14 protein-coding genes and 2 pseudogenes are annotated in these 18,205 nt (G+C 71.7%); 9 read left to right on the top strand and 7 right to left on the bottom strand.

Annotated features, from left to right (window positions below):
• Positions 1–4 precede the first annotated feature (4 nt).
• Positions 5–1,108, top strand: a complete 1,104-nt coding sequence (locus U9R90_RS27970) for an ABC transporter ATP-binding protein (protein ID WP_411059454.1) — start codon at positions 5–7, stop codon at positions 1,106–1,108.
• A gap of 35 nt (positions 1,109–1,143) precedes the next feature.
• Positions 1,144–1,794, top strand: a complete 651-nt coding sequence (locus U9R90_RS27965; RefSeq protein WP_411059822.1) for an HAD family hydrolase — start codon at positions 1,144–1,146, stop codon at positions 1,792–1,794.
• Positions 1,795–1,882: 88 nt separating this feature from the next.
• Here U9R90_RS27965 and U9R90_RS27960 read toward each other — a convergent pair whose 3' ends face one another.
• Complete coding sequence (locus U9R90_RS27960; RefSeq protein WP_411059453.1) at positions 1,883–3,808, bottom strand: glycogen debranching N-terminal domain-containing protein; 1,926 nt, start codon at positions 3,806–3,808, stop codon at positions 1,883–1,885.
• On the opposite strand from U9R90_RS27960, the pseudogene U9R90_RS27955 reads away from it, so the two are divergent.
• The 3 genes and pseudogenes from U9R90_RS27955 to cutA form a co-directional block, all read left to right on the top strand.
• A pseudogene (locus U9R90_RS27955) lies at positions 3,789–4,409 on the top strand (ROK family protein); the annotation flags it as partial. The gene U9R90_RS27960 and the pseudogene U9R90_RS27955 overlap by 20 nt on opposite strands.
• A 416-nt stretch (positions 4,410–4,825) precedes the next feature.
• On the top strand, positions 4,826–7,546 hold the full coding sequence (gene ppdK / locus U9R90_RS27950) for a pyruvate, phosphate dikinase (protein ID WP_411059452.1): 2,721 nt from the start codon (positions 4,826–4,828) through the stop codon (positions 7,544–7,546).
• 179 nt (positions 7,547–7,725) lie between these two features.
• A complete protein-coding gene (gene cutA, locus U9R90_RS27945) occupies positions 7,726–8,058 on the top strand; it encodes a divalent-cation tolerance protein CutA (protein ID WP_411059451.1) in 333 nt (110 codons plus the stop codon).
• 4 nt (positions 8,059–8,062) lie between these two features.
• Here cutA and U9R90_RS27940 read toward each other — a convergent pair whose 3' ends face one another.
• Positions 8,063–8,371, bottom strand: coding sequence for a hypothetical protein (locus U9R90_RS27940; protein WP_411059450.1), 309 nt, complete (start codon positions 8,369–8,371; stop codon positions 8,063–8,065).
• Positions 8,372–8,657: 286 nt separating this feature from the next.
• Between U9R90_RS27940 and U9R90_RS27935 the strand changes: the two genes are divergently transcribed.
• From U9R90_RS27935 to U9R90_RS27925, 3 genes and pseudogenes are all read left to right on the top strand, one after another.
• On the top strand, positions 8,658–8,972 hold the full coding sequence (locus tag U9R90_RS27935) for a hypothetical protein (RefSeq protein ID WP_411059449.1): 315 nt from the start codon (positions 8,658–8,660) through the stop codon (positions 8,970–8,972).
• 180 nt (positions 8,973–9,152) lie between these two features.
• The gene (locus U9R90_RS27930) at positions 9,153–9,791 is read left to right on the top strand and encodes a flavin reductase family protein (RefSeq protein ID WP_411059821.1); all 639 of its coding nucleotides are present in this window, start codon (positions 9,153–9,155) and stop codon (positions 9,789–9,791) included.
• 81 nt (positions 9,792–9,872) lie between these two features.
• Positions 9,873–11,353, top strand: a pseudogene (locus tag U9R90_RS27925) (IS1182 family transposase).
• Positions 11,354–11,502: 149 nt separating this feature from the next.
• Here U9R90_RS27925 and U9R90_RS27920 read toward each other — a convergent pair.
• Positions 11,503–12,114, bottom strand: coding sequence for a hypothetical protein (locus U9R90_RS27920; RefSeq protein WP_411059448.1), 612 nt, complete (start codon positions 12,112–12,114; stop codon positions 11,503–11,505).
• A 356-nt stretch (positions 12,115–12,470) separates the two neighbouring features.
• Here U9R90_RS27920 and U9R90_RS27915 point away from each other — a divergent pair, with 356 nt between their 5' ends.
• On the top strand, positions 12,471–13,502 hold the full coding sequence (locus tag U9R90_RS27915; protein WP_411059447.1) for a helix-turn-helix domain-containing protein: 1,032 nt from the start codon (positions 12,471–12,473) through the stop codon (positions 13,500–13,502).
• Here U9R90_RS27915 and U9R90_RS27910 read toward each other — a convergent pair.
• The 4 genes from U9R90_RS27910 to U9R90_RS27895 form a co-directional block, all read right to left on the bottom strand.
• Complete coding sequence (locus tag U9R90_RS27910) at positions 13,472–14,644, bottom strand: alkaline phosphatase PhoX (protein ID WP_411059446.1); 1,173 nt, start codon at positions 14,642–14,644, stop codon at positions 13,472–13,474. The two genes, U9R90_RS27915 and U9R90_RS27910, sit on opposite strands and share 31 nt — an antisense overlap.
• Positions 14,645–14,862: 218 nt before the next feature.
• The gene (locus U9R90_RS27905) at positions 14,863–15,789 is read right to left on the bottom strand and encodes an oxidoreductase (protein WP_411059445.1); all 927 of its coding nucleotides are present in this window, start codon (positions 15,787–15,789) and stop codon (positions 14,863–14,865) included.
• Positions 15,790–15,916: 127 nt separating this feature from the next.
• Positions 15,917–16,687, bottom strand: a complete 771-nt coding sequence (locus tag U9R90_RS27900) for an SDR family NAD(P)-dependent oxidoreductase (protein WP_411059444.1) — start codon at positions 16,685–16,687, stop codon at positions 15,917–15,919.
• Between the two features lie 89 nt (positions 16,688–16,776).
• Positions 16,777–18,159 carry an MFS transporter gene (locus U9R90_RS27895; RefSeq protein WP_411059443.1) on the bottom strand — a complete coding sequence of 461 codons (1,383 nt, stop codon included), beginning with the start codon at positions 18,157–18,159 and terminating at the stop codon, positions 16,777–16,779.
• Between the last annotated feature and the right edge of the window lie 46 nt (positions 18,160–18,205).

Genomic DNA, 18,205 nt, shown 5'->3' with positions numbered 1-18,205 from the left:
ACGCATGTCGGCAACAGCAACAGAGACGAAGGAGCGGGCCGCCGCGACCGGCGGCGGTGGCGCCCGCGTCGAGTTCCGCGGCCTGCGCCGGGAGTTCGGCTCCGGGGTCGTCGCGCTCGACGGCCTGGACCTCACCGTCGAGCCCGGCGAACTCCTCGCCCTGCTCGGCCCGTCCGGCTGCGGCAAGACCACCGCGCTACGGGTCATCGCGGGCTTCGAGACACCGGACGCGGGTGAAGTCCTGGTCGACGGCGCGGACATCACCCGGGTACCGGCCAACCGGCGCGACGCGGGCATGGTCTTCCAGTCGTACAGCCTCTTCCCCAACCTCAGCGCCCGCGACAACGTCGCCTTCGGCATGCGCGTCCGCAAGGTCCCCGCCGCCGAGCGCGCCGCCCGCGCCGCCGAACTCCTGGACCTGGTCGGCCTCCCCGAGCACGGCGACCGCTACCCGCACCAGATGTCCGGCGGCCAGCAGCAGCGCGTCGCGCTGGCCCGCGCGCTCGCCCTCCAGCCGCGCGTCCTGCTCCTGGACGAGCCGCTGTCCGCGCTCGACGCCAAGGTGCGGCTCACGCTGCGCGAGGAGATCAGGCGCCTCCAGCTCTCGCTCGGCATCACGACGATCTTCGTGACGCACGACCAGGAGGAGGCGCTGTCCATGGCGGACCGGGTGGCCGTACTCAACGCCGGGAAGCTGGAGCAGTGCGCGACGCCGTCCGAGCTGTACGAGCGGCCCGCGACGGCCTTCGTCGCCGAGTTCGTCGGCACCATGAACCGGCTGCCCGGCCGGATGACGGAGTCCGGGCTTGTGGCGGTGGCGGGTGTCGAGCTGCCCGTGGACGGAGAAGCCCCGCAGGGCGCCGGGGACGTCGAAGTCCTCGTACGGCCCGAGAACGTCACCGCGACCGCGTCCCCCGACGGTGACGCGACCGTCGTCTCGGCGTCCTTCTTCGGCTCGGTCACCCGGGTGCTGCTGGACCTGCCGGGCGGTGTGTCGGTCAAGGCGGACCTGGCGTCGCGGGAGGCGGGGGAGCTGACCCCGGGGGTGCGCGCCACGGTGGGCCTGGCTCAGCAGCCGGTGCTCGTCGTCGCGGCGGCGGCTTCGTGAGCGTGGGGGTGCTGCCCGCCGCCGTGCTCTTCGACATGGACGGCACACTGGTGGACACCGAGGTCCTGTGGTGGGAGACGACCACGGAGGTCGCCTCCGGCCTCGGGTACGCGCTGTCCGATGCGGACGCGGGCGAGGTGGTCGGGCGGGCGGTCTCGGACACGGCCGCACACCTCGTACGGGCGGCTGCCGGGGTGCCTGACCTCTCCGCCGTGGCTGACGCGCTGACCGCCGGCTTCTTCCGACGGGTCGAGGCGGGGGCGCCACTGCGGCCCGGCGCGCGGCGGTTGCTGGCCTCGCTGGAGCGGCACCGGGTGCCGTTCGCACTGGTGAGTGCGTCGCCGCGGGTGGTGGTCGACTCGGTGGTCGAAGGTGCGCTGGCGGATGTGCCGTTCGCGTTCACGCTGTCGGCGGACGACACCGTACGAACCAAGCCGCACCCCGATCCGTACGCCGCCGCGGCGGCCCGCTTCGGTGCCGCGCCCGCCGCGTGCGTAGCGGTCGAGGACTCGCCGGACGGCACCGCGTCCGCTGAGGCGGCGGGGTGCGGGGTGCTGGTGGTGCCGTCGCTGCTGCCGGTGCCACGGTCGCCGGCGCGGGTGTTCGCGGCCAGCTTGGAGGAGGTGGACCTCGGGGTGCTGCGGGGGTGTGCGACCGTGGACGGTCGGGTGCCGGTCAGCGACTGAGCTTCCCCGATCCCGCCCCTTCCCGAATCTTCAGCCCGTCCGGCGCTTGAGGACTTTCGGGAAGGGGCGGGGTGGGGGAGAAAACGCCCTAACCGCCACCCACCGCCGTCAGCAACGCCAACGGCGCCGCCGCAGAACGGGACTCCCGCACGCACGCGTGCGGATACGGCACCGGCGTCGGGTGCGACGAGCGGGCGTACCCGGCCAGTACCTCCGGCAGCCGGTGACCGAAGGCCGTCGCCGCGGCCAGCAGTGCCTGCGCCACCACCCGCGCCTCGTCATGCAGCCCGTACCGCGCGAGCCCCAACGCGATCAGCGCGTTGTCATGCGGCCACACCGACCCCCGGTGGTAGGAGAGCGGGTGGTAGGCGCCCTGGCCTGCCGCGATCGTACGGACACCCCACCCCGAGAAGAAGTCCGGTTCGAGGAGCCGACGGCCGACCACTTCGCCGTACTCCTTGTCGAGCAACCCCGACCACAGCAGATGCCCCGCGTCCGACGCGAGCGCGTCCAGTTGGTGGCCGTCGCCGTCCAGGGCGAGCGCGGGGAACGAGCGGGACGGCATCCAGAAGTCGCGCTGGAAGCGGTCGCGCAGGTCGGTCGCGGTCTGTTCGAGCAGCTCCGCGTAGGCCGTGTCGTCCCAGACCGTACGGGCCAGGGCCGCCGTGCGGCGCAGTGCGTCGTACGCGTACCCCTGGGCACCGGCCGCCGTCACCGGGCCGGTCGCGCGGCTGCCGTCGGCCGAGCAGATCGCGCCGGGGGAGTCCTTCCAGTTCTGGTTGGCGAGGCCGCCCTCGTCGGCGCGGTAGACGAGGTAGCCGCGCGAGGTCAGCCCGCCGTGGTCCAGCATCCAGCCGACCGCGGCGCGGGCGTGCGGTTCGAGGCGGCGGGCCATCGCGGGGTCGCCGGTCTGTTCCGTATAGGCGCCCAGCAGGACGAGGAACAGGGGTGTGGCGTCGACCGAGCCGTAGTAGCGGCCGTACGGGACCTGGTCGAAGTGTGCCAGTTCGCCGTGCCGTACCTCGTGTACGACCTTGCCCGGCTGGGCGACCGCGCCCTCGGTGGATCCGCTGGCCTGGGTCGCGGCCAGCACGGGGAGTGTCGCGGCGGCCAGTTCGGGGCGGTAGGGGAGGGCGAAGAGGGAGGCCAGGAGCGCGTCGCGGCCCAGGAGTGCCAGGAACCAGGGGACCCCGGCGGCCGGTACCCGCAGCTCCTCGCCGTCCGGGCCGTGCGCGGGCACCCGCAGGACGGCCAGGTCGGCCAGGCCCCGGGTGCAGGCCGCGGCCAGCTCGGGCCAGCGGGTGGGCAGCGGGACACCGGCCGCGAACGCGCCGGTGGCCTGCGCGAGGCGGACGGAGGCGTCGGCGGGCGAGGCGGGCGCGGGCGGCAGCTGGGCGCCGTGCGGGTGGGCCGTGGCACACAGGTGCACACAGGCGTGGCCGTGCGCGGGAAGCTCCAGGGTCCACACGAGCGTGCGGGCACCGGTGCCGGTCTCCTCGACCCCGTCCGGCGCGGGCTCGGCCGTGACCGTCGTACGGGACTGCCAGTCGCCTCGCCGGTAGCTGAACTCGACCCCGTCGTCCAGGACTTCACGTGCGCGGACGGCGCCCGTCTTGGCGTAGGTGCGGTGGTCGGAGCGCAGCTCGAACTGGTCGGTGAAGTCGACGTCCACGGTCACCGCGATCCGTACGGTCGTGGGCAGCTGCCGGTTGGACACCACCCGCAGCGCCTCCACCAGCGCACCGTCGGCCACGGCCTGCTCCCGGAAGAGCGTGTACGCGGGCGGCTCCTGGCGCCCGCCGCGCGGCACCAGGACGCAGCGCAGCACGCCCTCGTCGCCGTCGGCGTACTCGGCGGGGGCGAGCACCTCCGGCGCGGCGCCGTCCGCGGTCAGCTGCCACCGGCTCAGATGCCGGGCGTCGCGGACGAAGAGCCCGTCGGGTGTGTCTCCCGCCCCTGCCCCGCCGCCTCGTACGCCACTGATGTCGCCGCNGGCGTACGGCGAGCAGCGCACCCACTACCCGCACTGCTCGGCCTTCGTGCTGGTCAAGGTCTCCACCGGCATCGGCGCCGGGGTCATCGTGGATGGCTCGATCTACCGGGGGATAGACGGGGGAGCGGGGGACATCGGCCATATCCGGGTGCCGGAGGGGGCGGACGCGCTGTGCCGTTGCGGCTCGTACGGCTGCCTGGCCGCTGTGGCCGGTGGGCGGGCGCTCGCCCAGCGGCTGGCCGCGATGGGGGCGCGGACAGCCGCGGGTGAGCCCGTCGCGTCGGGCTCAGATGTGCGGGAGCTGCTGGCGGCGGGTCACCCCGAGGCCCTGGGTCTTGCCCGTGAGGCGGGCCGCAGGGTGGGCGAGGTGCTGGCCACCGTGGTCACCCTGCTCAACCCCGGGGTGCTGATGATCGCCGGGGATCTGGCCGGAACGCCCTTCCTCACCGGGGTGCGCGAGCCGCTGTACCAGCGGGCCCTGCCGCGCTCCACCGCTCATCTGGAGGTGGTCACCGGGCGGCTCGGCGAGCGGTCCGCGCTGGTCGGAGCGGGTGCGATGGTCGTGGAGCACCTCTACGCGCCGGAGCGGGCGGAGGAGCGGCTCGCGGCGCTGGGTGTGTGACGCGGGGGTGACCGGCGTGTGTCGGTCCGCGCGGCGGTCCGGATGGTGAAATCCCGCCGCTTCAAACAGCGTGATTCTCGCCACCCCTGATAGGGGTCTCGCTCAGATGAGCGGTATTGGGGTGGCTGTACTTCCTCAAGGGGTGGCACCCGGTGCCACCCCTTTTGTGTTCAAGAAGTGAATTCACATGTGAGTTCATGCCGCTCATTTGAGCAAAACCCCAGGTCTACGAGGGTTGACTCTTCAGGTAATGAAGGCAGGATGCAGGTTCTCATTACCGTGCAGTCACTTTCGATCTGCTGGCGGACGGGTGGTTACGGCCGCATGACCCACAAGTGGCCGTACCCAGACGCCTTCGATCTGGGTAGATTCCTCGCCGTCAGGGCAGCCACCGAGTCCTCGAGGAGTCGAGACCCGTGTCGGAAAACAAAGATCGCCACGCAGTGAAGTTCGTCTACGACTTCACCGAGGGCAACCGCGACCTCAAGGACCTCCTCGGCGGTAAGGGCGCGAACCTCGCCGAGATGACCAACCTGGGTCTCCCGGTGCCTCCCGGCTTCACCATCACCACCGAGGCCTGCAAGGAGTACCTCGCCAGCGGCGAGGAGCCCGCGGCCCTGCGGGACGAGGTGAGCGCTCATCTGGACGCTCTTGAGCAGAAGATGGGCAAGAAGCTCGGCCAGGCGGGCGACCCGCTGCTGGTATCCGTACGCTCCGGTGCGAAGTTCTCGATGCCGGGCATGATGGACACCGTTTTGAACATCGGCCTCTCCGACAAGTCGGTGGTCGGGCTGACCAAGCAGTCCGGCGACGAGCGCTTCGCCTGGGACTCGTACCGTCGCCTCATCCAGATGTTCGGCAAGACGGTGCTCGGCGTGGACGGCGACCTCTTCGAGGAGGCCCTCGAAGACGCCAAGCACGCCAAGAAGGTCACCAGCGACATCGACCTCGCGGCCGCCGACCTCAAGAAGCTGGTCAAGCAGTTCAAGAAGATCGTCTCGCAGCAGGCCGGACGGGACTTCCCGCAGGAGCCGCGCGAGCAGCTCGACCTGGCGATCCGCTCCGTCTTCGACTCGTGGAACACCGACCGTGCCAAGCTCTACCGCCGCCAGGAGCGCATCCCCGGCGACCTCGGCACGGCCGTCAACATCTGCTCCATGGTCTTCGGCAACCTCGGCCCCGACTCCGGCACCGGTGTCGCCTTCACCCGTGACCCGGCCAGCGGCCAGCAGGGCGTCTACGGCGACTACCTGCAGAACGCCCAGGGCGAGGACGTCGTCGCCGGTATCCGCAACACGGTGCCGCTCGCCGACCTCGAGGGCATCGACAAGAAGTCGTACACCGAGCTGATGCAGATCATGGAGACGCTCGAGACGCACTACAAGGACCTGTGCGACATCGAGTTCACCATCGAGCGCGGTCAGCTGTGGATGCTGCAGACCCGCGTCGGCAAGCGCACCGCGGCCGCCGCCTTCCGCATCGCCACCCAGCTCGTTGACCAGGGCCTGATCGACGAGGCCGAGGCGCTGCAGCGCGTCAACGGCGCGCAGCTGGCGCAGCTGATGTTCCCGCGCTTCGACGACACCGCCAAGGTCGAGAAGATCGGCCGCGGTATCGCCGCGTCGCCGGGCGCCGCCGTGGGCAAGGCGGTCTTCGACTCGTACACCGCCATCAAGTGGTCGCGCTCGGGCGAGAAGGTCATCCTGATCCGCCGCGAGACCAACCCCGACGACCTGGACGGCATGATCGCCGCCGAGGGCATCCTCACCTCGCGCGGCGGCAAGACCTCGCACGCCGCGGTCGTGGCGCGCGGCATGGGCAAGACCTGTGTCTGCGGCGCCGAGGACCTCGAAGTCGACACCAAGCGGCGCCGGATGACCACCCACGACGGGATCGTCGTCGAAGAGGGCGACACCGTCTCGATCGACGGCTCCTCCGGCAAGGTGTACGCCGGTGAGGTCCCGGTCGTACCGTCGCCGGTCGTCGAGTACTTCGAGGGCCGGATGCACGCGGGCGCCGACGACGCCAACGAGCTGGTCCAGGCCGTGCACCGGATCATGGCGTACGCGGACCGAGTACGCCGCCTGCGGGTACGGGCCAACGCCGACAACGCCGAGGACGCGCTGCGCGCCCGCCGGTTCGGGGCCCAGGGCATCGGCCTGTGCCGCACCGAGCACATGTTCCTCGGCGAGCGCCGCGAGATGGTCGAGAAGCTGATCCTCGCCGACACCGAGGACGAGCGCGAAGAGGCCCTGAAGGCCCTGCTTCCGCTGCAGAAGAAGGACTTCGTCGAGCTCTTCGAGGCGATGGACGGACTGCCCGTCACCGTACGGCTGCTCGACCCGCCGCTGCACGAGTTCCTGCCCGACATCACCGAGCTGTCGGTACGGGTCGCGCTCGCCGAGTCCCGCCGGGACCCCAACGAGAACGACCTGCGCCTCCTCCAGGCCGTGCACCGGCTGCACGAGCAGAACCCGATGCTGGGTCTGCGTGGTGTCCGCCTCGGCCTGGTCATCCCCGGCCTGTTCACCATGCAGGTACGGGCGATCGCCGAGGCCGCGGCCGAGCGGGCCAACGCCAAGGGCGACCCGCGCGCCGAGATCATGATTCCGCTGGTCGGCACGGTCCAGGAGCTGGAGATCGTCCGGGACGAGGCCGAGCAGGTCATCGCCGAGGTCCAGCAGGCCACCGGCGTCGACCTCAAGCTGGCGCTCGGCACCATGATCGAGCTGCCGCGCGCCGCGCTGACCGCCGGACAGATCGCCGAGGCCGCGGAGTTCTTCTCCTTCGGCACCAACGACCTGACCCAGACGGTGTGGGGCTTCAGCCGCGACGACGTGGAGGCCTCGTTCTTCACCGCGTACCTGGAGAAGGGCATCTTCGGGGTCTCGCCGTTCGAGACCATCGACAAGGACGGCGTCGGCTCGCTGGTCCGCAACGCCGTACGGGACGGCCGGGCGACCCGCCCCGACCTCAAGCTCGGTGTCTGCGGTGAGCACGGCGGCGACCCGGAGTCGGTGCACTTCTTCCACGAGGTGGGGCTCGACTACGTCTCCTGCTCGCCGTTCCGGATTCCGGTGGCGCGCCTGGAGGCGGGCCGCGCGGCCGCCGAGGCGAAGGGCAGCGACAGCCGCTGACCTGCCTGATCCGTCCGACCCACTGAACTCCGGGGCCGTCGCTGGTCCCCGACCCTCACCGATCGGTGACGGCCCCGGTCCACAGAGAGGGGGCACCCTGTGCGGGGGTGCCCCCCTCCTCGTGCCCTGGGTGCCAGGTGGCATTCCGGTGGTCATGCTCCGGCGATAGGGTCGCGGGCATGGCTGACCACCTTCAGGTGTCCACAGCGACGGAGACCCAGGAGCAGGCGGTGGAGCTGGCTCGGTCGGTGGTGATGAGCCGACTTGTGGCCGGGGCACAGATCATCGGCCCCGTCGTCTCCGCCTTTTGGCACAAGGGTGAGTTCGGTACGGGCGAGGAGTGGCAGCTCCTGTTGAAGACCAGCGCCGAGCGGTACGGGCATGTGGAGTCGCACCTGTTGAAACATCATCCGTGGACGAACCCGGAGGTCTCGGCGGTGCCGATCGTGGCGGGGTCGGAGGCGTACCTCCGGTGGGTGGCCACGACCACGGCGCCCGACTCGACGGGGTAACGCGTCAGGCACGTGCCCTCTCGAGGACTCCGGCGACCGCGGGCACCGCGCGATAGCCACCGAGGCGTCCCAGCACCGGGGCCAGGCGCCGCCTTGGGCGGACGGACGCCACCCCGGTGGCGAGGTCCAGGGCGCGGCTGGTGACGGCGGCGGCCTGCTCGACTTCGCCCGCGTCCAGGTAGGACTCGGCCAGCCAGGAGAGATAGAGGCTCTTATCCCGTGCGTGGGTGTCGTCGTACCCGGCGAGCGCGGCCTCCAGGGCAGGAACCGCACGAAGGGGGCGGCGCAGTTCCGTCCAACACCGACCGCTCATGATGCGCAGCTCGTCCCGGTCAACCCACGCCACCCAGTCGGGCGATGGCGTCCCACCGGTCTCGGCGAGCGCGGACTCGGCGGTATCGAGGGCGCGTTCCGTCTCGGTGGCACGCCCTGGTCGACGCCCTGGCCGTGCAGCTCGATGACGTGCGCGCGTACGCGGACCGACTCGACACCACTGCCTGGCCCGGCAGCGCCGAGTAGCCGCGGCCATCGACCGGCCGCCCGCCGTTTCCTCCCGAGGACGGCGGGCGGCCCCTTGAACGAGAAGCGCAGGAACGAAGTTGACCAGCAGCACGCCGGGCGCCGGCATCCCGCCCGAGCGCCCCGCCTGGCTGCCGGACACCGCAGCATCCCGCACCGCGAGCTACCGGATCACCCCGCCCGAGATCCTGGCCCGCTATCCCTGGCGGTCCGGAGAGTGCTTCATGTGCCGCTCGCACCGGTTCGTCGCGGCCATCGGGCACCGCGGCGACGACCAGGTGCCGCTTACCGCTTGCGGCAGCTGCCTCCTGCACCGGGAGGGACAGTGCCGGGCCCGGAAGATCCGCCGCGGGCGCCCCTACGTGCCCGGGGGTGCCCCCTCTGTCACGCCCTAGGAGCGTGTCTCAGTAACGGGCAATCGGCTGGGTGTCCGTAGTCGAGGTGATCGATCCGACCTGCCAGAACGCAACGTCCGATTGCCGCCAGCAGCCTGCGCGCGCCTCGGGGAGAGTCGGCGACGGCTCGTGCACCGCATGGCGAGTCTCCTCAGGTTGCATCCCACGAAAGGCGAACGAATGCACGTGGTCCCCGGGCTCAAGGTGTTGTACTTCGGGACTCCGGTGGTGCTGATCAGCTCGCTTAACAAGGACGGCACTTCGAATCTCGCGCCGATGTCCTCCGCCTGGTGGCTGGGTCAGTCCTGCATGCTCGGTCTCGGCAACAGCGGCCAGACGACGGCGAACCTGTTGCGCGAACGCGAGTGCGTGCTCAACCTGCCGTCATCGGCGATGGTCGACGCCGTTGACCGGATCGCGCTCACCACCGGGAAATCGGCCGTGCCGGACCACAAGGCGGCGCAGGGTTACCGATACGAGCCGGACAAGTTCTCGGCGGCACAGCTGACCGAGCAGGCATCGGAGCTGGTCCGGGCGCCCCGGGTCGCGGAATGTCCGGTCCAGCTGGAATGCAGGGTCGTCTCGACTCACCCCTTCGGCAGTCCCGCTCCTCATGCCACTGCCTTCCAGGTCGAGGTCCTTCGTGCCCACGTCGAGGAAGACCTGGTCATCCCGGGGACGCACTACGTGGACCCGCTCGGATGGGATCCGCTCATCATGAAGTTCTGCGAGTTCTTCGGTGGTGGACACAACGTGCATCCGTCGAAACTCGCCGAGGGCTGGAACATGCCGCATCAGCTCCGGCCAGCAGCTGTCTGAGCTGGTATCGCCTGGTGGCAACCCGCCCGAATTTCGTGATCATTCGTGCGGGATGATGACGGTATGCGTGGTGGGGATGGGCTGTTCGAGGTCGAGCCGGTCGAGAAGAGGCAGCCGCTGGGTCGTCCGGCGGCGGTGGACAAGCGGTTCCGGGCGTTCGACCCGCACCAGGTCCTGCTGCTGCCCCGTCGCTGGACGACTGGCTGCCCCAGGACCACCTCGCCCGGTTCGTCGCCGACCTGGTCGACGACGTCCTGGACCTGACGGCGATCCGGGCCGACTACACCGAGAAGCGCGGCTACCCGCCCTATGATCCCCGGCTGATGGTGCGGTTGCTGATCTACGGCTACACCACCGGGGTCCGCTCCTCGCGGGCGATCGAGCGCAGGTGCGCCGACGACATCGCGTTCCGCTGTCTGGCCGCCGACCAGGCCCCGGACTTCCGGTCGATATCGCGGTTCCGCCGCCGCCACCTTCAGGCACTCGCCGACCTGTTCACCCAGTCCCTGCACCTGGCGACCAGGCTCGGCATGGTCAAGATGGGCCGCGTCGCCCTGGACGGCACGAAACTCCAAGCAGGCGCCTCCAAGCACAAGGCCATGAGCTACGGCCGCCTGATCGACAAGGAAGAACGCGTCGAGGCCGAGATCGCCGCCATCGAGGCCAGGGCCGCCGCCCTGCTGGCCGACGCCGAGGCCACCGACGCGGCCGAGGACCAGACCTTCGGTGTCGACGGCAAGGAGACCGACCTGCCCGCCGAACCCGACCGCCGCGAGAAGCGCCTGGCCAAACTGCAGGCCGCCCGAGCGCAGATCGAGGCCGAAGCCGCCGACAAGGCCCGCGCCCACTCCCAGGACAAGGAACGCCGCCGCCAGGAGCGCGCGGGCACCGACGACGAGCAGGCCGTCGCCGACGCCGGCGACAAGGCCGCCGCCGGGGCCCGCCCCAAGCCCAAGGCCCAGGCCAACTTCACCGACCCCGACTCACGGATCATGAAGAACGGCAAAGGCGCCTACATCCAGGCCTACAACGCCCAGGCCGTCGTCGACGAGGAACACCAGGTCCTCACCGCCGCCGACGTGACGGCCAACGCCTCCGACGCGCTGAACTACACCACCATGCTCGACCAGTCCGCGGCGAACACCGGCGTCCACCCCAAGCAGGCCCTGGTCGACGCCGGATACTGCTCCGAGACCAACCTCGAAGCCGCGAGAGAACGCCAACTGTCCCGCGGCACCGACACGTTCATGGCCACCGGCCGCCTCGCCCACGACGAGCAGGTCCCACCCGCACCACGCGGACGCATCCCGGCGAACGCCACCCTGAAGGAACGCATGGCCCGCAAGCTGCGGACCAAGCCCGGACGGGCCGCCTACCGCCGCCGCAAAGCCATCGTCGAACCCGTCTTCGGACAGATCATGACCTGCCAGAACGGCCGCCAACTCCGCCTGCGCGGCGAGGACGGAGCCCGCGGCGAGTGGCGACTACTCAGCGCCTGCCACAACCTCCGCAAGATCTTCCGACACACCGGAACCACCGGACTCGCCGCCCTGGCCGGCTGACCGGCCCGGCCTCCCGGCCCCTGCCAAGCCGAACACCCGACGAACAGGACGCCGAGCACGGCCTCACAAGCGCCCGCAAGCCGACCGCTACCGATCCCATCGATCACGCCACGGCCAACCAGTCGCTTGCACGTTACTGACTCACGCTCCTAGCCGAGTCGGGCGATCGTGCGCCGTGCGCGGGACAGGGCGTACTCGGTGCGCGCGGCGTGGTCGGTGACGTCCGCGGGGTGCGTGGCGTAGGCCTGCGCCCGCAGTGTCGCCTCCAGGCGGTGGCCGGTGCGGGCCAGACCCGTACCGCGGACGCACTCGGCGCTGGCCACGGCGGTGCGCCGCTCGGGTGCCGGTGAGCGGCGGGCGTACGCGGCGAGCACCGCGGGGTCGGTGACCTGGTGGCCGCGCTCGCGCATACAGGCCGACCAGGCGTCCAGGGCCGCGCGGTAGTCCCGGTGCGCGTACACCTTCGCGCGGTACGCCTTCTTCAGTGTGGCCAGGGTCGCGGTGGTACGCCGCCGCCGCTCAAGGTCGCCGTAGAGCGCGCGCCGGGCGTCGGTGACGCAGCCGGTGAGCGCGGTGTCGTAGGCGCGGCGGGTGGACTCGGGGAGCCAGTGCCGGTAGTGGCGGTTGGGGTCCTCGCGGGCGGCCGCGTCGGCCAGCCGGCGCTGGGCGGAGCCGAAACCGTGGGCGCGGGCCCAGGCCAGATCGGCTATTCCGTACGGGAATTCGGGCGGCGGCACCGGGGTGTCACCTGGAGCGCTCACGGAATAGTTGAATCCTTTTCCTTTGAGGCATGCCGATGTGAACAATTCCTCCGCGTACCGCAGTGTTTCGCGCTCCCGAGTCGTCGGTTCGGCCGACTCACCGGCCGCCGCGAAACGTGTCGCGGCGGCCCTGGCGCCAGGCTCTCCCCCCGTGGAACCGCAGCTCACCAGGGCCGCCGTGATCACTGCCACGCACACGCCGATCGGCCCGGTGCGCCCTGAACCGCATAGCGCAGTGCCCACCTTGTTTCCCCCCGTACCCCCGTACGTGCCGTGCTGCCATCATGCTGACGGGGGGCGACAAGGAACCGCCAGGCTTTTCAGCGGAGGCCGAATAGCTGGGAGGACGGGTCAGGGTGCTGCGTATTCACTTCACGGCGGACGACCTCGCGCGGGTACGCGTCGTGGACCGTCCGCACCTCCTGTGGGAGACGGTGCTCAGCCTGCACCGGATGCGGGACCGCACCGCGGCCGCGGATCTCGACGGCTGGCGGGCCGGTGCCCGCCGCCGACTGACCGCGCAGCCCGAGCGCGGGCGGCGCGCGGCCGGGGTGCTCAGTGCGCTCGTACCGCTCAGCGGGGACTTCCCGGACCTCCTCACGCCCACCGGACCGCAGCGCGGCATCGAGGACGCGCTCGACCAGGTCAGCACCACGCCGAACACCCGGCTGGCCCGCGAGATCCGGCTGCTGAACGGAGACCGGGGCGGCCCGCCCGACTGGCTGCGCCCGCTCGCCGACGGTGACCGCGAGGCGGTCGGGCTGCTCGCCGAGTCGCTGCGCGACTACCACGCCGCCGCCGTCGCCCCGTACTGGGACCGCATCCGGGCCCAGGTCGACGCCGACCGTGCCCTGTGCGCCCGCGCCCTGCTCGACGGCGGCACCGAAGGCCTGTTGGCGGCGCTGCGGCCCGCGCTGCGCTGGCGGCCACCGGTGCTGGAGGCGGACTACCCCGTGGCGCGGGAGCTGCGGCTCGGCGGGCGCGGTCTGGTCCTGGTGCCCTCGTACTTCTGCGCGCTACGCCCGGTCACGCTGGTCGACCCGACGCTGCCGCCAGTGCTGGTCTACCCGGTGCGCAGGACCGCCGCCCTGCGCACGCCGCTGGGCGCCGGGCCGCTGGAGCGGCTCATCGGCCGCACCCGCTCGACGGTGCTGGCGTCCGTGGACGGCGGCTGCACCACCGGCGAACTGGCCCGCCGCGTCGGAGTCTCCCCGGCGTCGGCCAGCCAGCACGCGACGGTGCTGCGGGAGGCGGGGCTGCTCGTCACGGTCCGGGACGGCGTCAGCGTGCTGCACACGCTGACGCCGCTCCCCCCGCCCCCGCCGCTGGGGGCCGCGCTGCTGGGCAGTGAGCGGAGTCAGCCCCGGAACGGGCCCGTCACCTCGTAGGTGATACCGCCCGACGAGCTGCCGCTGGTGCCGCGCTGGCTGGAGAAGTACAGCCGGGTGCCGTCGGGTGAGAAGGCGGGCCCGGTGATCTCCGAGTTGGACTGGCCGGTGATGCGGAGGAAGGGCGCGACCACCTCGTCCGGGGTGATCAGACAGATCTCCATGTTTCCGCCGTCCTCGGCGACGAACAGGTCGCCCGAGGCCGAGCCGGTGATGTTGTCCACCCCGGTGAGCGGCGCGGTGCCGTTCACCTGCGAGGCGTCATAGGCGAGTTCGAGGGTTCCGGGGCCCGCGTTGTACTGCCAGACACGGTTGTCGCCCTTGGTCGTGAACCAGCAGGTGTCGTCCGCGTAGTGACAGCCCTCGCCGCCGCTGAAGTGCTTGGCGGTACGGACCTGGGTGCGGGTCGAGCCGGATGCCCCGCTGGGGTCGGGCACCTCGGCCCAGCCGATCACCGTGGTCTTGTTCTTGCCCTTGCCCTTGGTGGTCTCGGTCAGGACCTCAAGGCGTCCGGCCGACAGGTCGCCCCAAGTGGTGGGCGTGAAGCGGTAGAAGCAGCCGTCGCTGACGTCCTCGGTGAGGTAGATCGTCTTCCGTACGGGGTCGGCGGCGGCCGCCTCGTGCTTGAACCGTCCCATCGCGTCCCGGCGCACCGCGGCGTCGACCCCCCACGGGTCGGTCTCGTAGACATAGCCGCGGTCCACCTCCTCGCAGGAGAGCCAGGTGTTCCACGGGGTCTTGCCGCCCGCGCAGTTGACGCGGGTGTCCGCCAGGATGCGGTACGCGCCCGTGACGGCGCCCGCCGCGGAGAACTTCACGGCGCCCGCGCCGCCGCCGGGGCTGATCTCCGAGTTGGATACGTAGATCCAGCCCTCGCCGTCCGCGTAACAGGCGCCGCCATCGGGGGCGTTGTGCCAGGTGTAGTCGGTGCCGGTGACCTTCTCGCCGGACCTGGCGATCATCCGGCTGCTGAATCCCTGGGGCAGCCGGATGCCGTTGGCGTCGGCGGGACCGAGCGCGCCGTAGGGCCCGGCGCCGGGCTGGGCGGGGTCCGCGTAGGCCGCGCCGCGCCACAGGGTGCCGCCGAGCGCGGCGGCCGAGCCGCCGATGACCGCGCCGCGCAGGAAGGTTCGACGTTCCACTTGTCACTCCAGGGGGTGGTGACCGCCCCGCGGCCGGTACGGCGACGGGGTCGCGCGATTCCGGAACCTAAGAGTGCCAAGTTGACTGAGCATGGACAAGCTGTGGCGTGAGGGTGGCGGGCGCCGGGCGGGGGAAGTCGGGCGGAGGAAGCCGGTCCCCGCGAGCTCGTGAGCTCGTGAGCCCGTGGGTCTCGCGGGCTCGTGAGTCCCGCAGGCCCCTACCCCTTGAGCGCGTCGTACGTGACCCCCGTCAGCTGCTCGCTCGCCACCCACAGCCGTTCCCCCGCGACATCGTCCAGCGTCCACCTCGCCCGCCAGGACCTCGCGGGCGCCCCACGCCAGCCCAGCAGCTTCGGCCCGGTGAAGGAGTCCGGGCGTACGCGGGGTGCGGTAGCCGCGTACAGGGTGGGCAGGGCGCCCATCTCGGCGGACTGGGCCATGACCCTGTTGCCGAGCTCGACGACCCGCTCGGCGCGGCGGCGGCCCTCCATCCGCACCCCGGCCGTCTGCAGGTTGGTGCTGGCGTAGCCGGGGTGCGCGGCGGCCGCGACGACTCCGGAGCCGGCGGCCTTCAGGCTGCGCGCCAGTTCGTGGACGAAGAGCAGGTTGGCGGTCTTGGAGCGGCCGTAGGCGATCCAACGGCGGTACCCGCGCTCGCTGTTCAGATCGCCGATGTCGATGTTCGACAGGGCGTGGAATCCGCTGGAGACGGTGATCACGCGGGCCCCCGGCGTGTCCATGAGCTTCGGCAGCAGCAGTCCGGTCAGGGCGAAGTGCCCGAGGTGGTTCACGCCGAACTGCGTCTCGAAGCCGTCCGCCGTCGTCGTGTACGGCAGGGCCATCACGCCCGCGTTGTTGATCAGCAGGTCAAGCCGCTCGCCCGGGTAGGCCGCCGCGAACTCCCGTACAGAGGACAGGTCGCCGAGGTCGAGTGGCACGAACTCCACCGCCGCGCCCGGCACTTCGGAGCTGATCCGGGACTCCGCCTCCTTGCCGCGGGCTTCGCTGCGGCAGGCGAGCAGCACCCTGGCGCCACGACGGGCCAGCTCGCGTGCCGTGACATAGCCGATGCCGCTGTTGGCGCCGGTGACCACCGCGGTGCGGCCGCTCTGGTCGGGGATGTCGCTCGCGTGCCAGCCCGTCATAGCGGAACTCCTCTGGAGAGACTTCGGATGATGCCTGGTTACTCCAGGGTAAGACCCCCAAGTCTCGCCCCTGAGTCTCGCCCCTGAGTCTCGCCGCTAAGTCTCGCTTCTCGGTCTCGCCTCTGCGTCAGGCGGCGGCGCCTCCGTCGATGACCAGGTCCGTGCCGACGACCGAACCGGCCTCAGGCGAGGCGAGATAGAGCACGGCCGCCGCGACCTCGTCGGTCGTCGAGACCCGCCCCAGCGGCGACTGCTCCCGCATACGCGCCGCACGCTGCTCCTCCGTCTCGCCGGGCAGCAGCGACATCGTGGTGGCGGAGGCGCCGGGGCTCACGGCGTTGATGCGTACCCCGTCGGCGATGTGGTCGAGGGCGGCGCCGCGGGTCAGGGCGGAGACGGCCGCCTTGGACGCGGCGTACGCGGTGACGCCCGGGATCTGCTTGTGCGCACCGAGGTTGGAGGAGACGTTGACGATCGCGCCGCCGCCGGGCTGGGTGCGCATCTGGGCGACCTCGGCCTGGAGGGCGAGCAGGACGCCGGTCACGTTGATGTCGAACAGCGTCTGCCAGTCGGCCTCGGCGACCTCGGCGATCGGCTGCCCGGCACCGCGCAGGACTCCGGCGTTGTTGACGGCGACGTCGAGCGCGCCGAACCGGTCGACGGCCGTGCGGACCAGGGCCCGCACATCGGCGGCGCGGGAGACGTCGGCGGTGACGAAGGCGGCGGTGCCGCCCTGCTCCTCGATGAGCGCGGCGGTCTCCTTGAGCGGGCCCTCGGTGCGCCCGGCGACGACGACACGGGCGCCCTCGGCGCCGAAGGCGAGCGCGATGGCGCGGCCGAGGCCGGAACCGGCGCCGGTGACGAGGACGGTCTTGCCGGAGAAACGGGTACGGGACATGGTGAACTCCTTGTGTTGGATGAGCTGTTGAGTGAGCTGTTGAGTGAGCTGGTGGGTGAGCTGTCGGATGGGTCGTACGTACGGGTAGGTCAGCGGCGGGTGCGGAAGCGCAGGGCCGTCGCTGCCAGCGCCGCGAAGAGCGCCGCCGCGGCCGTGAGGCTCGCCGCGTCGTCGCCCAGCGCGATCAGCGCCGCGAACAGCACCGTCGCGCCGAGCTCCATGGCGGTGTTGAGTACGCCGCCCGCGAGCCCCGCGTCCGATGGCGCGACATCCGACGTGGCGAGCACGGCGGACCCCGCGAAGGAGAGGGCGCCGCCAGCGGCCAGTAGCACCAGACCGGGCAACAGGCCGTACGCATAAGGGAACGGGAGGTGGGACGAGAATCCGAACGCCGCCAGCAGTGCGAGCCCGGCCGCCCCGACGGCGAGCCCGACCCCGGTCACGGTCGGTGCCCCGTATCGCCCGATCAGCGGACCCGCCGCCCGCCCCGAGCCGAGCAGCGCGACGGCGAACGGTACGAACGCGGCCGACGTCTGCAGCGTCGACCAGCCGCGCTCGTCCTGCAGATACAGAGAGAACAGGACGAAGACGCCGGCGGTACCCGCGGCGGTGAGCCCGGTGGCGGCCAGGCCGAGCGCGCGCCGCGGCTCGCGCGCGAACCGGGGCGGCAGCAGCGGGTCGGCCACCCGCCGTTCGACGCGGAGGAACGCGGCGACCAGCGCGACCCCGACGCCCAGCGGAACCAGCACCCGGGCCGAACTCCAGGCGTACGCGTCGGTCGCGACGAGCCCGTAACTGGCCGCCGTGATCCCGCCGGTGACCAGTACGGCCCCGCGCAGATCCAGCTCGCGCCCGGCGCCGGGCGCGGTCGGCGGCAGCAGCCGGGGCGCGAGGGCCAGCGCGAGCGCCGCCACCGCCAGCGGCACCGCGAAGGCCAGCCGCCAGGACCACAGCGCCGAGATCACCCCGGAGAGCAGATTGCCCGCGGTGGCCCCGAGTACGGACAGCCCGCCCCAGGTGGCCATGGCCTTTCCGTAGGCGGCCGGGGACGGGAAGACCGTCCGCAGCACCGCCATCGCACCGGGCGCGACCAGCGCGGCGCCCACCCCCTGCGCGAAACGGGCCCCGAGTAGCGCCGCGTACGACGGGGCGAGCGGTGCGGCGGCCGACGCGGCCCCGAAGAGCAGCAGCCCGACGGCGAACGCCCGGCGCCCGCCGTACCGGTCGGCGATCCGCCCGCCGAGCAGCAGCAGCCCGGCGAAGGTCAGCCCGTACGCGGCGCTGAGCAGGATCAGGTCGCCGCGGCCGAGGCCGAATTCGCGCCCGATGCGGGGGAGCGGCACGGCGAGCGCGGCGAGCGTGAAGATCAGCGTGACCTGCACGGTGCCGAGCAGGGCGAACGCGGCGGTGGGTGACCAGGGTGGCCCGGATATCCGGGTGCCGGGTGGCGCTGTCTCCTGGCTGGTGGCCATGATTCCCCCTAATTCTTGACCGTTCATTCCATTATTTGGGCATGAG

The organism is Streptomyces sp. E11-3, from assembly GCF_046540415.1.
Classification (GTDB): Bacteria; Actinomycetota; Actinomycetes; order Streptomycetales; family Streptomycetaceae; genus Streptomyces.
This window is presented reverse-complemented; position numbering and strand designations above follow the sequence as displayed.

Bases quoted from the DNA above. Each gene is read 5' to 3' on its own strand.
- U9R90_RS27970 (WP_411059454.1), top strand. From the start codon at position 5: ATGTCGGCAACAGCAACAGAGACGAAGGAGCGGGCCGCCGCGACCGGC.
- U9R90_RS27965 (WP_411059822.1), top strand. From the start codon at position 1,144: ATGGACGGCACACTGGTGGACACCGAGGTCCTGTGGTGGGAGACGACC.
- cutA (WP_411059451.1), top strand. From the start codon at position 7,726: ATGGCTGACCACCTTCAGGTGTCCACAGCGACGGAGACCCAGGAGCAG.
- U9R90_RS27940 (WP_411059450.1), bottom strand. From the start codon at position 8,371: ATGAGCGGTCGGTGTTGGACGGAACTGCGCCGCCCCCTTCGTGCGGTT.
- U9R90_RS27930 (WP_411059821.1), top strand. From the start codon at position 9,153: ATGCACGTGGTCCCCGGGCTCAAGGTGTTGTACTTCGGGACTCCGGTG.
- U9R90_RS27905 (WP_411059445.1), bottom strand. From the start codon at position 15,789: ATGACGGGCTGGCACGCGAGCGACATCCCCGACCAGAGCGGCCGCACC.
- U9R90_RS27900 (WP_411059444.1), bottom strand. From the start codon at position 16,687: ATGTCCCGTACCCGTTTCTCCGGCAAGACCGTCCTCGTCACCGGCGCC.
- U9R90_RS27895 (WP_411059443.1), bottom strand. From the start codon at position 18,159: ATGGCCACCAGCCAGGAGACAGCGCCACCCGGCACCCGGATATCCGGG.